General features: G+C 38.1%; 10 protein-coding genes and 2 pseudogenes. 10 read left to right on the forward strand and 2 right to left on the reverse strand.

The genetic code is table 11. The annotated features are described in order from the left end of the window. The 6 genes and pseudogenes from ACFIL7_RS08825 to ACFIL7_RS08850 form a co-directional block, all read left to right on the forward strand. Window positions 1–176, forward strand: a pseudogene (locus ACFIL7_RS08825) (ABC transporter substrate-binding protein); the annotation flags it as partial. A gap of 358 nt (window positions 177–534) precedes the next feature. Continuing rightward, complete coding sequence (locus ACFIL7_RS08830; RefSeq protein ID WP_375634945.1) at window positions 535–2,151, forward strand: ABC transporter substrate-binding protein; 1,617 nt, start codon at window positions 535–537, stop codon at window positions 2,149–2,151. Window positions 2,152–2,260: 109 nt separating this feature from the next. Beyond that, window positions 2,261–3,334, forward strand: coding sequence for an ABC transporter permease (locus ACFIL7_RS08835; protein ID WP_375613823.1), 1,074 nt, complete (start codon window positions 2,261–2,263; stop codon window positions 3,332–3,334). Between the two features lie 2 nt (window positions 3,335–3,336). Beyond that, the gene (locus tag ACFIL7_RS08840) at window positions 3,337–4,266 is read left to right on the forward strand and encodes an ABC transporter permease (protein WP_273790732.1); all 930 of its coding nucleotides are present in this window, start codon (window positions 3,337–3,339) and stop codon (window positions 4,264–4,266) included. After that, a complete protein-coding gene (locus ACFIL7_RS08845; RefSeq protein WP_375633125.1) occupies window positions 4,259–5,143 on the forward strand; it encodes an ABC transporter ATP-binding protein in 885 nt (294 codons plus the stop codon). The genes ACFIL7_RS08840 and ACFIL7_RS08845 overlap by 8 nt, the downstream gene beginning before the upstream one ends. After that, complete coding sequence (locus ACFIL7_RS08850) at window positions 5,130–5,912, forward strand: ABC transporter ATP-binding protein (protein ID WP_273790734.1); 783 nt, start codon at window positions 5,130–5,132, stop codon at window positions 5,910–5,912. Before ACFIL7_RS08845 ends, ACFIL7_RS08850 begins: the two co-directional genes overlap by 14 nt. A gap of 550 nt (window positions 5,913–6,462) precedes the next feature. Here ACFIL7_RS08850 and ACFIL7_RS08855 read toward each other — a convergent pair. Next, a pseudogene (locus ACFIL7_RS08855) lies at window positions 6,463–8,369 on the reverse strand (autotransporter outer membrane beta-barrel domain-containing protein); the annotation flags it as partial. A 1,307-nt stretch (window positions 8,370–9,676) separates the two neighbouring features. Next, window positions 9,677–11,101 carry a hypothetical protein gene (locus ACFIL7_RS08860; RefSeq protein ID WP_375637079.1) on the reverse strand — a complete coding sequence of 475 codons (1,425 nt, stop codon included), beginning with the start codon at window positions 11,099–11,101 and terminating at the stop codon, window positions 9,677–9,679. 737 nt (window positions 11,102–11,838) lie between these two features. Between ACFIL7_RS08860 and ACFIL7_RS08865 the strand changes: the two genes are divergently transcribed. The 4 genes from ACFIL7_RS08865 to ACFIL7_RS08880 are packed head-to-tail and all read left to right on the forward strand — an operon-like array spanning window position 11,839 to window position 14,300. After that, window positions 11,839–12,561: a hypothetical protein gene (locus tag ACFIL7_RS08865; RefSeq protein WP_375634939.1), complete on the forward strand. Its 723-nt coding sequence runs from the start codon at window positions 11,839–11,841 to the stop codon at window positions 12,559–12,561. Window positions 12,562–12,586: 25 nt separating this feature from the next. Next, a complete protein-coding gene (locus ACFIL7_RS08870) occupies window positions 12,587–13,048 on the forward strand; it encodes a phage tail protein (RefSeq protein ID WP_375643508.1) in 462 nt (153 codons plus the stop codon). Beyond that, complete coding sequence (locus ACFIL7_RS08875) at window positions 13,045–13,299, forward strand: tail protein X (RefSeq protein ID WP_375634936.1); 255 nt, start codon at window positions 13,045–13,047, stop codon at window positions 13,297–13,299. Before ACFIL7_RS08870 ends, ACFIL7_RS08875 begins: the two co-directional genes overlap by 4 nt. Further along, on the forward strand, window positions 13,299–14,300 hold the full coding sequence (locus ACFIL7_RS08880) for a phage late control D family protein (protein ID WP_375634949.1): 1,002 nt from the start codon (window positions 13,299–13,301) through the stop codon (window positions 14,298–14,300). Before ACFIL7_RS08875 ends, ACFIL7_RS08880 begins: the two co-directional genes overlap by 1 nt. The last annotated feature ends 641 nt before the right edge of the window (window positions 14,301–14,941 follow it).

Genomic DNA, 14,941 nt, shown 5'->3' on the forward strand with positions numbered 1-14,941 from the left:
AAAAAGATCCGCAAAAACGGGCGAAAATCTATGCTGATTTACAACGTGAACTGATGCAAAAAGGGCCTTATGCGTTTATCTTTCAACAATATAGCGTTATCGCGATGACACCTGATGTCAAAAAGTGGGTTTGGAATAGTGCGCCACAAATTTTTTATAGTAAAATTGAAAAATAAGTGTGTCTTTTTAGTGTTATCAAAGCTAAAAAGAGCTTAATTATAATTGCATGATGAAAATATTCTCCCATATAAAGCTCTTCAGTTTTTTAAGGATGAAACTGTGAGGGATGTTTGTGTAGTAGTATATAATTAAGATCGTTTATAGGGAGCGATGAATATAGAAAGTTATATTGGGGAGGATCTTTGTTTATGGTTATAGATTCTCTGCATCCCGAATATAGACTGATGTATAAGAAAATTATTTTATAGATGCTTAGTTTGATTAAATGAAATTGATGTCTAATGCTATGCTATTTAAGCAAAATCACAATCACTTTGTGTGAAAAGGTAGAAGAATACAAAAGGAAGAGATAAAATGGGAAAACAAAGAATATTGAAAAAAATTTCTATTTTATTAAGCTCAACCGTTTTTTTTAATGGGGCTGTAACATCGGCATTCAGTGCCTCATCTAAAGATATATTGGTAATGGCATGGAATATTGATTCAATTAGTAGTTTTGATCCAGCGCAAACTGTTGAGGTTGTGACGAGTGAGTTATTGACGAATATTTGCAGCGCGTTAGTGCAATATGATGAACATGATCCTACAAAAATTCGCCCTGCTATGGCAAAATCTTGGGACGTTTTAGACAATGGCAAAAGAATAGTCTTTCATCTTCGTGATGATTTAAAGTTTAATGATGGAAGGATGGCTACAGCGCAAGATCTGGTATGGTCGATGCAACGGATTATTAAATTAGGATTAAGCTATGCTCAATCTTTAATGGATTATGGGTTTACCAAAAACAATATTGAAACAAATATTCAGGCTCTTGATGATAAGACTTTACAATTAAAATTAGATAAACCCTATCCTATTCAGCTCATATTGACTGTTATTGGACAATCTTATGCTTCTGCTTTGCTTGATCGGAAAACAATTGAAGCACAGAGTATTAACGGTGATATGGGGAATAAATATTTAGCAACACATACAGCTTGTGTTGGACCTTATAAATTGGTGAGCTGGTCTCCAGGAGATAAAGTTGTGTTAGAGGCGACACAACATTATTGGGGCGAAGTGCCTAAAATTAAGCAGATTGTTGTGCAGCATGTAGCGGATTCATCAAGTCAAAGACTTCTTTTGGAAAAAGGTGATGTGGATATAGTGCGTGATCTTTCTTCAGAGGATATTTTAGATCTTGAAAAAAAGGGAGGACCAGTCAAAATTAGTCGTGTTTTGCGTCCGCAGATTATTTACTTATCGTTAAATAATAAGAATGCAATTTTTGCGAATGAAAAGGTCAGATTGGCACTTCGTTATTTGGTTGATTATGAAGGTCTTGGAAAAACTGTTTTGAAAGGGATTGCTATTCCACGGGCAACTTATATGTCTTTAGGTGTTCCAGGTGCTTTAGATGAAAAAGAAGGTTTGCCTTTTCAGTTGGATTTGAAAAAAGCAAAACAACTGATTACTGAAGCTGGTTATCCTAATGGGTTTAAAGCTAATCTTTTAGTTGGAAGCCTTAGTTATATGTCGTCTGTTGCACAGTCTATTCAAGCCAATGCACGCAAAATTGGTGTTGAGCTTACAATTGAAAAAATGGCACAAAATCAATTGTTGAGCCGTGTACGTGGTGGAAATTATGATACTGCTATTATGGGGTGGGGGAGTGCCGATCCTGATGGACATCCTGCTTCATTAAATCACGTGTTTAACCCTGATCCAACATTTACAAAAAAGCACAATATGTATTTAGCTTGGCGCGCTGGGTATTATGATGAAAATATTAATAACATGGTGATGGATGCTTTGTTTGAGAAAGACCCCAATAAGCGTATTATGCAATATCGTACTTTACAGCATTATGTGCTAGAGCATGGTCCTATGGTTTATTTATTTCAGACATATTATACCGTTGGTATGGGACCTGATGTCAAAAAATGGATTTGGAACAGTTATAGACTTTATTACAATGAAGCAGAAAAATAAAAAGAAGCATGTTATAGAAAATGATTGTAGAACATGCTTAATAAGAGATTGTTTTGTTATATAAAAAGTATTTGCTTTATGTTTTGTCGCTACAGAGGGGATTTTTATAATGGTTTTGCCACTTTCAGAGACTGAAAGAGCTGTATCAGAAAAGCAGAAAAAATTATTTTTATGGGATTTTTTATGCAAAGGATTGAAACTTCTTATTTCAGTTTTTATCACATTGCTTGGGTTGGTGACGATCACTTTTTTTCTTGGTCATCTTCTTCCTCTAGATCCGGTTCTGTCTATTCTTGGTGATAATATTAGTCAGGAAGCTTATGATGCAATGTATTATAAGCTGGGTCTTGATAAGCCGTTGATTGTCCAATATTGGAAGTATCTTCATAATGTATTTTTGTTTGACTTTGGAGATGCTTTAACTTCTGGGCGACCTGTTCTAGCCGATATTATGCGTGTATTTCCTGCAACATTAGAGCTTGCAACCGTTGCTATTGTTATTGGCACAAGTCTTGGAATTCCATTTGGTGTTTTTGCAGCAATGTATCGCGATTCATTTATTGATTATGTTGTCCGTGTTTTTACACTTGTAAGTTATTCTACTCCAACATTTTGGCTCGGATTAATGGCGTTGTTAATATTTTACGCCAAACTTGGCTGGGTTGGTGGCCCAGGACGACTTGATTTTCTTTATGAATATTCTTTTGAACCAAAAACAGGATTTTTCCTTTGGGATACTGCAAGCCAAGGACAATGGGAGGCTTTTGGTAATGTTTTTAGTCACGTTATTATGCCTGCTTTGATCTTGGCTTTCGGTGCTATGGCTTATATTAGCCGTATGACTCGTGGGTTTATGATTGAGCAGCTTAATCAGGAATATATCATTACTGCACGTGTAAAGGGATTATCGTGGGCGCGAACCGTTTGGGGGCATGCCTTTCGAAATGCTGCTGTTCAAATTATTACCGTTGTTGCACTTTCTTATGCTTTTTTATTAGAAGGGGCTGTTTTAACGGAGACAGTTTTTGCTTGGCCTGGTTTTGGACATTACTTGACAAATGCTCTTTTAGCCGGAGATATGAATGCAGTTGTAGGATGTACTTTACTTGTAGGATTTATCTTTGTCGCCATTAATTTATTTTCTGATTTGCTTTATCGCATTTTTGATCCAAGGACACGTTGAATATGACAGTAAGTAATCATCATAAATCGCAATCATCATCTTCTTTGGGTAGTTGGTTAAACGATCCTGTTCCAAACTCCATAATTCAAGCGAACATACAAAGAATTTATCACGCACTGGCTAAGTTTTTTCATAACTTTTCGGCTGTATTCGGTCTGCTTATTATTTGTATTATTATCATATGTGCATTTTTTGCTCCTTGGATTGCTACGCATGATTTTCTTAGCAATGATCTAGGGCATCGGTTGCAGCCACCCTCTATGGCGCATTATTTTGGAACAGATGAATTGGGACGTGATATTTTTAGTCGCCTTGTTTTTGGTTCCCGTATTACTCTTTATGTTGTTTTTCTTACAACAGTTATTGTAGGTCCAATAGGGCTTATTGTTGGAACTGTATCTGGTTATATGGGCGGATGGGTTGATACTGTGCTCATGCGCATTGTCGATATTTTTCTTGCTTTTCCAGGTTTGATTTTAGCTCTTGCATTTTCAGCCGCATTGGGACCAGGGATTGAAAATGCTTCTATTGCAATTTCAATTGCAGCATGGCCACCAATTGCACGTTTAGCACGTGCTGAGACTTTGACAATACGTTCTTCTGATTATGTTTCTGTAGTTCGCCTGCAAGGGGCCTCTGCTTGGCGAATTATTTTGTTTCATGTTGCGCCCATGTGTATTCCTTCAGTGATTGTACGATTAACTTTGGATATGTCTGGAATTATTTTAACGGCTGCTGGTCTTGGTTTTTTAGGGTTGGGAGCTCAACTTCCAAGTCCTGAATGGGGTGCGATGCTTTCTTCAGGGCGGGAATTTATGATGACAAATTGGTGGTTGGCGGCAATACCAGGCTGTGCAATATTATTTGCAAGTCTTGCTTTCAACCTTTTAGGTGATGGTCTTCGTGATGTATTGGATCCACGCAATGGGTAATAAATTATTAGAAGTAGAAGATTTACGTATTTCTTTTCTTACAACGCGCGGCATGTCAGAAGTTGTGCGTGGCGTTAGTTTTTCTGTTGGAAAAGAAAAAATTGGAATTGTTGGTGAATCCGGATCTGGAAAATCGATGACTGGGCGCGCAATACTAAGGTTGAGTCCAAAAGCAGCCATTGTTAAAGCTAAAAAAATGCGCTTTGAGGATGTTGATTTATTGGCCGCAAGTGAACCTCAGATGCGAAAAATCCGTGGGAAACGTATTTCAATGATTTTACAGGACCCCAAATATTCACTTAATCCATTAATACGGATTGGGGAACAGATTATGGAGGCTTACCGTATTCATTATTGTGTTTCAAAAGCTGAAGCGAGGGAGCGCACCATATCTATGTTAGAATCTGTTCATATTCGTGATCCTGAACATGTGATGCGTCTCTTTCCTCATGAAATATCTGGGGGGATGGGGCAGCGCGTGATGATTGCAATGATGCTCATTCCAAAACCTGATTTAATTATTGCCGATGAGCCAACATCTGCACTTGATATTACGGTCAGACGACAAGTTTTATCTGTATTAGATGAACTTGTGACAAAATCTGGAACGGGACTTATTTTCATTAGTCATGATTTAAATATGATTGCTGATTTTTGTGATCGTATTTTGGTGATGTATGCGGGCCGTGTGTTAGAAGAGTTGCCTGCTTCTGATTTGTCTCACGCTTGTCATCCTTATACAAAGGCGTTGCTCGCGAGTTTGCCACGGCTTGATAATCCAGTTGATATTTTGGCTGTTCCTGAGCGTGATCCTGATTGGTTGTATAATCCTACGATTGTTAATGGTGTTGAGGAGGTTCCTCATGACAAATTGTGAGAATATTATTGATGTTTCTAATTTATCTGTAACTTTTGGTCATAGGCATAAGGCAGTAACAGTTGTTAAAAATGTTAATTTTCATATTAAGCGTGGTGAAGCTTATGGTTTGATTGGTGAATCCGGATGTGGAAAGTCAACTATTTTGAATACATTGGTGGGGCTTATTCCAGATTATAGTGGAAAGTTTCTTTTTGCTGGACAAGAAGTTGAAAAGAAAAGAAGTAAGGATTTTTTACGCTGTATTCAAATGGTTTTTCAAGATCCTTATGCTTCGCTGCATCCAAGAAAAATGGTCCATACGGTTCTTTCTGAATCGCTCAAAATCCATGGAATGGATAATCAAAGAGAGCGGGTGGAGGATGCTTTAGATTCCGTTGGTTTAGATTCTTCATTTCTTTATCGTTATCCTCATGAGTTGTCTGGAGGGCAGCGTCAGCGTATTGCTCTTGCACGTGCTTTAATTATTGAGCCAGAGGTGTTGTTGCTTGATGAGCCAACATCTGCATTGGATGTGTCGGTACAGGCTGAAATTTTAAACTTGTTGAAATCATTGCGCGTGAGAAAAAAGCTTACTTATTTAATGGTATCCCATGATCTTGCTGTTGTTGCACATATTTGTGAACGTGTTGGAATTATGCATAAAGGGATTATTCTTGAAGAGCTTAGCAATGATGAATTGCGTAATTTACATGCGCAACACGATTATACAAAGGAGTTTTTTGAAGCAAGTATAGAGCCTATTGTCCATAGAGAGCAAAGAGCATGATCAATTTTACAGAAGAGAAAATGCAATTTTATTTGTTTTGAAGTTTCTGGAGATGTTTGGCGGCATTGTTAAGAGGGAAGGGGATAATAGGATTTTTTCAGTATGAATTTTCTGGGCAGTGTTTGAGCTGTAATATTTTAAATCCTATTAGAACTTCCATTTTGAAATATATGAGTGACTTATAACATACATCCCTTTGTTTGATATTATTGCATTATTTTTTACTTATCATTTTATGTTCAAAAGTGTTATTTTACCATTTTAAGCATTAAATTCGTGAGAAATAACAAAAGATAGTAATGTTGTATTTTCTAGAAAAGCTTCTCATTATTTTACAATATCATTTTGTTTTTGGTTGTTCTCTTTTTTACAATTTTATTCTTTATAAAAAGAATTTTTTGTAAAAAACATCCAATGGTCAATGAATGTCTTCAAATATTTCGCTGTTCTCTATTTAAAAAAGCGCTTAAAAACAGCTTATAATAAACCAAAAAGGCAGCAATATGCTGCCTTTTTGTTAAATTGAATAGGCTATTTTTACAGTTTTGATTTAAAACTGATAGAGTATTCCTCCTGAAAAGCTTGCACCACTTATACCAGTTTTTTGAAGCTTTTGTTGATAGCTGACATCACCATGAAGGGAGAGGTTAGCGGACAATTATGCACTAATACCAAGCCCACCTTCAACGGAACTTCCCGAGGGGTCACATTTATAATACTTATCAATATGGAATGTCTGATCATCACCAAAGGTTTTGATTAAGTTTACTTTTCCATAGAAAGACATAGGACGGCTGTTTTCAGTGGCAATGGTTTTTGTCAAACGTCCACCAACACGGGATTATCCATTGAGAAGGATTTTGCATCTCAATGGTCAGATTATCAGCATCTTTAATGGTATCAAACATCAAATGTTGATAGGCAAGCTGTGCCTGCGGTTCGAATGTTACGGCTTGAATACCCGTTGCAAATTGTTTGTCAACAGTGGTGGAGATACTCAACATTTTGGCGTTTTTCAATTTTGCAGTTTTACCAATGAGAGCATTGGTGATCTTTCTCTTTAGGAAGCCATAGGATAACAGCGTATCAAGATAGAAACCACTGTCATGTTGTATGGTTCCATAGGTTGTGAGTGACCATTTATCCACAATACTCTTACTGTATCTTGCATATTCTTTGGAGTGCAAAGAGAGTTGTCCATAGGTTTCTATAAGGCCAAAATGTGTTGTAGATATTTTTCCCTTCTAGCGCGACAAAGTTAACAACTCCTTGTAGAGCAGCATAACGAAGATGAGCACTGCTATAACTATATCTACTAGAAGTACTACTTATCAAAAAATAAGCTTCCTGTTTCTCCATAGGCGTATAAGAAAAAGCCATTCCGTTTGTCTTATTCTTTCCTTAAGACAGATGTCGCATATTGGCTAACAGTTGCACTTTGCTTATCCATATCGGTCAATCCAGCATACAAGAGAGCACATGGCATGATAAAATAGCTTGTATTTATGGCACGATGGTTTTTACTTTTGAGTCGCTATCAAGCAGTACTGGTTGTAAGCGAAAATCCCAGAAATTTTTATTTTCTCCTAAAAGGTTTTGTTCAGCATTTGTTTTACTGTGGTTTGATTTTGGTCCATAAGCTTTCAGTATATATTTATAAGGTGAACCACTTATTGTGATATAGTCCTGTGCAAGTTTGAAAGAGTCTTGATTTACTTTCCCAGAAACTTGAATGAGTGAAAGACCACGTGCACTGGTAAGAGCAGAAGCATCTGCTTTAATATTGTTCTTTTCTAAATGTCCAGTGATATAAACCAGTGTAGTCCCTGAAACATCACCGTGAATCAGAAGATGGTCAGCTTTTTGTTTGTTTATGGCAGCACTATCACTCCATTCGACGTTGAAATGAATTTCTGCTTTTCCTGTAGCATTGTAGACTTTTTTAGTATTTGGTCTGCCAGATCCTATGTGCAACGTGTGATAATGATCTTCAGTTGGCTCTTCAAAAACAATAGAGCTGTTATTGATGTTAAGGACAGAAATATCAGAACGTGCTCTTTGAGCAATATCAAGCAGTTTTTTGTTCTGGCTTTTTTTATTTGTGCTTGTTTTCAATATCCATTTCGTATTGTTTTGCAAATCAAAGACTGTTTTGAATTTTTTTTCAGTGCTCACTTTGCCGTCTAAGATGGAGTGATCGGCGTTTAATGTAAAAGTGAAATCATTTTTTTTCGTTGAAGCTTCGGTTACTAATAAAATATTGGCACGGATTTCTGAATTTTTGAGATTGGCTTTACCAATTGATTCATTTGCATTAATTCCAGTACCGTTTTTAATATGAAGTTTTGCATTGGTTAAATTGATTTCTGATGTTTTATTGTTCTTAGATTTTTCAAATGCTATACCTCTATCTTCTGCTGTGGCAGAAACATTTGTTACATCAATATGTCCATTGTTATTTACAACAAATGCACTATTTTCGGCAATTATCGTCCCTCCACTCATTTTGATTGTGCTGCCATTTTCTGAATAAAGTCCGATCTCAGCATTTTTAATCGTTGTATGGCCATATAATTCAACTAAACTGCCAACATCTTGGCTTTCCGCACCGAATCCATTACTATCTGCTGTTATTAGAGTAACATTCGTGGCTTTAATATGTCCACCGTTTCCGGCAAATAATGCAGTAGTTTTACCTTGTACTGTTCCTTCCGTTATGGTGATGGTGGATTTTGAGTCTTTTGCATAGAGCCCACTGTCATCAGATGATGTAATTTGAGCATTGTCAGTTAAAGTAATAGTGCTGCCGTTTATGGCAGATACTGCTGCACCTTTTGCGTTAAATGATCCTCCAGAAACTGTTATTTGAGAACCATTATCTGAAATTATGCTATTGATTGCTTGCGGAACGGTTACATTTTCTAAAGTAATGGCACTTCTTCTTGCGATTATTGCATTGATTAGTAGTGCATTATCCTTACGATTTAATATCGTTACATCTTTCAGTTTGTTATTGCTCTTGTTTTTTAATAAGTGAACGCCTGCTTCGGAAGCAGTAATGGTTCCTCCGATCATTTTGATTGTGCTATCGTTTTGCGCATCAATTCCGATTTTAACGTCACTGATCGTTGTATTTCCAAGCAATTCAATCACACTGTTAGAGCCAGAGGCTGCTGCACCAGCAGCTACACCACTGCCATTATTAGTTGCTTTTAAAGCAACATTTGTAACCGTAATATGGCCACCTATGTCTGCTTCTAAGGCTGTATATTTTCCTGTCACGTTTCCTGTTGTCATTGTAATTGTGGATTTTGAGTCTTGTGCATAGAGGCCTGCTTCATCATATGACGTAATTTGAGCATTGTCCGTTAAGGTGATACTGCTACCGTTTTGAGCACATATTGTTGCATAGCTTGAATCAAATGATCCTCCAGAGATTGTTATGTTAGAACGATTATTTGCAATTACGCTGTTGCCTGTTTGAGTCACTTTTACATTTTTTAAAGTGAGACCACTTTCTTTCTCTAGAAGAATTCCTTTGCCTGAATTTCTATCTTTACCGGTTGATATTATTACATTTTCTAGTTTACTTTCGGTGCTCTTACTATTCACGAAGCCAACACCAGTTTTAGAAGTTGTAATAGTCCCCCCAATCATTTTAATTACGCCACCGTTACTTGCCACAAGCCCAACACCAGCATTCTTAATCGTTGTATTGCCATATAATTCAATCATACTATTAGCGCTATTGACTCCTGCGCCTATTATAGGAACATCAGTGACCTGGCCCCATGTTCATTTGTTGTTAGAGCAACATCCGTGACCTTAATATGTCCACCGTTTTCTGCGACCAACGCTAATTCTCCGGTTACTGTTCCTCCCGTCATTGTGATGGTAGAATGTAAACCATTTGTGTAGAGTCCTTTGCTATTCGATGATGTTGATGTAACTTGAACGTTATCTTTTTTACTACTAGTTAAAGTAATGTTACTGCCGTTTCCAGCGTATGCTCCTACGATTTTCCCCTCAAATGATCCTCCAGAAACCGTTACTTTAGAATGATTATTTGCAGCTATACCACTTTTTGCCTGCGTAACTGTTACGTTTTTTAAAGTGACGTTACTTTCCTTGTCGGCACCTATTCCTGTGATTTTAGGCTCTTTATCGTTACTGCTCGATATTTTCACATTTTCTAGCTTGTTTCCATCGCTCTTACTATTATAGAAATCAGCACCGATTGCAGAAGCTGTAATGGTCCCTCCGATCATTTTAATCATTCCACTATTTTGTGCATGAAGACCGATTACAGCATTCTTAATTGTTGTATTTCCATGCAATTCAATCATGCTGTTCGGACCGCCGGCGACAACTGTTCCGATTTTATCATTCGTCGCTGTTAACGCAACATCCGTGACCTTGATATGTCCACCGTTTTCTGCAACCAACGCCATTTTTTCTGTGATTACGCTTCCTCCCATCATTTCGATTGTGGTTTCTGAATCTGTTGCATGGAGTCCAGTGCCATGAGATGATGTAGCTTGAACATTATTGGTTAGAGTTACGCGACTGCCATTGTAAGCAGATATTGCTGCTTTTGTGGCATCAAATGATCCTCCCAATATCGTGATTTCAGATTTATTATTTGCAGTAACGCTATTCATTGCCTTAGTCACTTTTACATTTTCTAAAGTGACTTCACTGTCTTTGTCTGCAAATATTGCAAAAGTTAGTGGAGCTTTGCCTTTGCCACTTGATATTATTATATCTTTTAGCTTGTTTTCAGCATTCTTACTGTTCAAGAATTTAGCGCCAGTGTTGGAAACTGTAATAGTTCCCCCGGTCATTTTCAGTGTAGCACCATCTTTTGCTTCAAGACCGAAAAAAATGCTAGAACCAGTTCCTTTAATGGTTGTACCATCCAGTAATTCAATCGCAGTGTTAGAACCTTCAGCTGTTATAGCGTGCGCATTTGTGCCTATGTTGGTGTTTGTTTTTTTGTTTCCGATTATCGTCAAATGCTTGCCGATAATTTGACCACCTTTTTTTGCGTGAATAATTTCGTAGGTTTCGTTGGAAACTTCTTTTTTACTTTCTGAAATTTCAAGATTTTTAGCTTGTGCATTAAGATTGATAGCAGAAAGTACAACTGCCACAATTGCAGTGCAGGATAGAAGAAAATTTTTAGGCATCAGTCTACTCCTTTTAAAGCCCCCAACATTCATTTTCCCGCTAACTTCATAAGCAGAAGTGAAAATAGATATTGCTTTTTTTGTCAAAATTAAAGTTGTATTTATGTTTAATTATGTAATATTAAATTTATTTCATAATGTATTTTTATCTAATTATATTTTAAAAATAAGTTTTTTATTAGTGATATATATTATTTTATATCAATATTTATTTATTTTAATATTTATTGATGTATAATTAAAGAAATATAGTTATATAAAATAAATAAAAAAATATAATATAAATAAGAATAGTAGTGTTTTTAATATTGTACATTTTCAAAAAAATGAAAGATTTTATAGTTTTAAAGTTAATAAATAATAAATATTTCTGTGTGTAATTTACTTTATATTGAGTAGAAAAAGGTGAAATTAGAGTGGATATGTGATAATTGATTGTTCTTACCTACATTATGTATCGAATGAGTTTTTGACAGCAAAAATGAGAGAAGGCTTTAATAGAGCGTTGAGGGTTCTTTGAGTGCTCAGTGTCTTCTTTGAACAAATAAAATATAAAAATATGTAGAATCCGCTGATAAGCCACAATTTCCGAAAGGCTACATACTATACAAAACTCCGTTGGATGTAGTTTGACATTAGGTTTTGTACTAAGTGGGAAGAGGTGAGATTAGTTAGAAATACGTGATAATTTATTGTTTTTATGGTTATTTTTTACCATTAAATGCGCGTTTTGTAAAATGGCATGGGGCAAGGACCATCCCGTTTTAACAAGCGCCATTATCAAAACCATTGCCGCCCTGATGGCTTTTAACATTGTTCTACGTGTGTTGCGCTTTACCATGACTGGCGCACACGTCTTGGTTTATTTTGGTGCTGAACCCACCACCATCACCAAATGGAAAAACATCATTGCTGCTGCTTTTGATCTCTCTCAAACTTGGCAAAAGTTTAAACAAGAGCTTTCCTCTGTTGCCGAGTGGTTTGGCAATTTGTGGGAGGGCGTTAAACAAAGCCTTTCCAACTTTTGGAGCTGGTTGGGAAGCTTTTTTGTCCGCGAAAAGCTCTCGGAGGGTGCCAAGGCTAGTATGGAACAAGCGGGCGAAGATCTGACTAATTCGATTGTCGATGGCTTTATGGCACCCATCACAAAGTTGAGCGATTTTTGTAAATCTTTGCCTAGCCGCATTAAGGGGTGGATTGGTTCCATTGATGTAAGAGAGTTTTTGCCAAGTTTTTTTGGGGGGAAAACAGCCATTCAACCGATTGCACAATTTGCAGGGGCGGGGCGTGCAAATTCCCCTTTCACAGAAGCAAAAGGCAAAGAGCATTCCACTATCACACACAATCAAAATGTCACAGTGCATGTCAATGGGGCGCGTGAACCCATGGACACTGGTCGTGCGGTTGCTCATGCTTTGCAACGGGCACGCGCCAATGCCTTGCATGGCGGGACAGAGTAATGACACAATCAAGGGGAGGGCGTCTATGAGAGATCCTTTGCTAATGTTAGGACCACATCTCTTCTATGTAGACTGGCTGAATTTCCAATCCTTTGAAGAAGAGTTTTCTGCTTCATGGGTTTGTATGGAGCGTTTTGGCAAGGCACCCAGTTTGCAATTTACCGGCTATGGCAATGATGCAAAGACCATTCATGGAGTTTGGTTTCCAGAAGAATTTGGGGACCGGGTAGCGATAGATGCCATCACTACAACTATCCGAAGAGCAAAGCCGGTGCAGATGCTTCGTTGGATCAATGATACCACCTATAGTGTCCTTCTCCATGGACCCGTAGTAATCACTACGATCAATAAAGACCACGACTATATCAGTCGCTCTGGTCAATCCCAGCGCATCCGCTATTCCATTAGCTTGTTACCGTTTTTCGATGGTGGAAAACCACAAGGACAATATCAGGTGGGACAATACCAAGTGGGACAACCTCTATGAAGATACCAGAAAAACATGTTGTTGTAGAGCTAGAGGATATGAGCCTCGATCTCCTCTGCTTTCACCATGCCATGGCAGTGTTCAGAGACCGGAGGAAAGCTGGTTTACTCAAAGGCTATTTAGAAGCCACACTGGAAGCTAATCCAGAGATTGCCAAATATGGTGTGTTTTTACCACGGGGCTTAAAGGTCATGCTGCCTGAATTTGTGTTGTCTAATCCCCAAAGCATGGTGAAGCGGTTATGGGATTAATGCGTACACACCCTTTTATTATGGTCAAGGTGGGAGACAAACCTGTTCATGAGGTTTTTTACCAGCGTCTTTTAACCGCAACCATTACGGACCATGCCGGGAATGAAGCCGATACATTTGAAGCAGAGTTTGACGATAGTGGCAATGATTTAGAGGTTCCCTCAAGCAACAGCACTCTGCAAGTGATCTTTGGTTATGAGAACAGCATCAGTGCCTTCATGGGGCGTTTTGTTGTCGAGTCGGTGGTGAGTATTGGGGGCAGTGATGGAGAGATCTTGCGCCTTTGTGGCAAAAGTGCCTCGATGCGTAAAGAGCTAAAAGAACAGGTGAGTGAACATTTTGACCACAAAACTGTTGGTGAGATTGTTGAGACACTTGCCAAACGCCATGGCTATCAAGCAAAGGTCAGTCCCCAATTTACCAAACAAACTTTGCCTTATGTGATTCGAACAGATCAATCGGCTGTTGATTTTTTAACCCGCCTTGCCGACCGCATGCGGGCACGTTTTTTGATCAAGGACAATAAGTTTTTGTTTTTAAGCGGAGATAATTTACCAGCACTCGACATCCATAAGCACGACTGTTCCAACTGGGAATTTACCCTAGAGCCACGTACGCAATATGGCACCATTGAAGCTTCTTATTTTGATCGCTCAAAAGGGCAGCAATGCCAAGTCAAACATCAGACAGGGTTTAGCGGTCCCGTGCGGCGTTTGCGGACTTGTTACATTTGTGAGGAGGAAGCACGAGCTGCTGCTGCTTCCGAGTCGGACAGGTTGTGTCGTGCTGTAGGCAGTGGTTCTTTGACCCTTGAGGGGCGTCCCGAAATCATGGCGGATCAACCTCTCATCCTTCAAGGGTTTCGTGGGCAAATCAATGGTCCATGGAAAGCTTCCACCGTCACCCACCGCTATGAAAAACAAAGCGGATACACCACAGAAATCACACTCGAGGCACCAAACAAGGGAAAAGAGGCAGGAGAAAAGGAAACCTCTGAGTGACAGAAAATCAAAGGGACAACNGGCAGGAGAAAAGGAAACCTCTGAGTGACAGAAAATCAAAGGGACAACTTGACCCTTTGATCGGTCGTGATGAGGAATAGGTGCAACTTGCACCAATTGCTAAAACCAGAAATAGGATCAAGTTGATCCAATTGCATGAGTACAGCAATAGGGTATTGTTTACCCAATTCCTCAAAGGAGCAATGGTGCAAACATTGCACAATTGCATACTGAAGAGCAATTTGGTCAAGTTGACCGAATTCCTTAAACGCTTCTCTTATTTAATAATGTCCTGAATAATGTGCTTAGGATACAGAAAAATCATCAGTCAATTTATGCTAAAAGAAGTCATACCATCTTATATACGCTGCTTCTCAAATAATACGATTCCAACTCAATGATTGATCATCAAAAATTGCGATTTTGAGCAGAAAAGAAAAAGAGGCTTTAAATGATCTTTGAAAGGTCTTTGAAGACCCTTTGAGAACACCTTAAAAACTCTTTGAAAAAAAATAAATTGGTACAAAACCTAGTGGCAAATTATACAAAACCTGCTGGCAAGCTACACCGCACCTTGAAAAAACACACATGAAATCAATAAGTTATAGCACCATAAAAGTGCTGTGGCGGAGGGGGTGGGA

Origin of the sequence: Bartonella sp. AP3QHHD, assembly GCF_042195765.1 — a bacterium.
In the GTDB taxonomy this organism is placed as follows: Bacteria; Pseudomonadota; Alphaproteobacteria; order Rhizobiales; family Rhizobiaceae; genus Bartonella.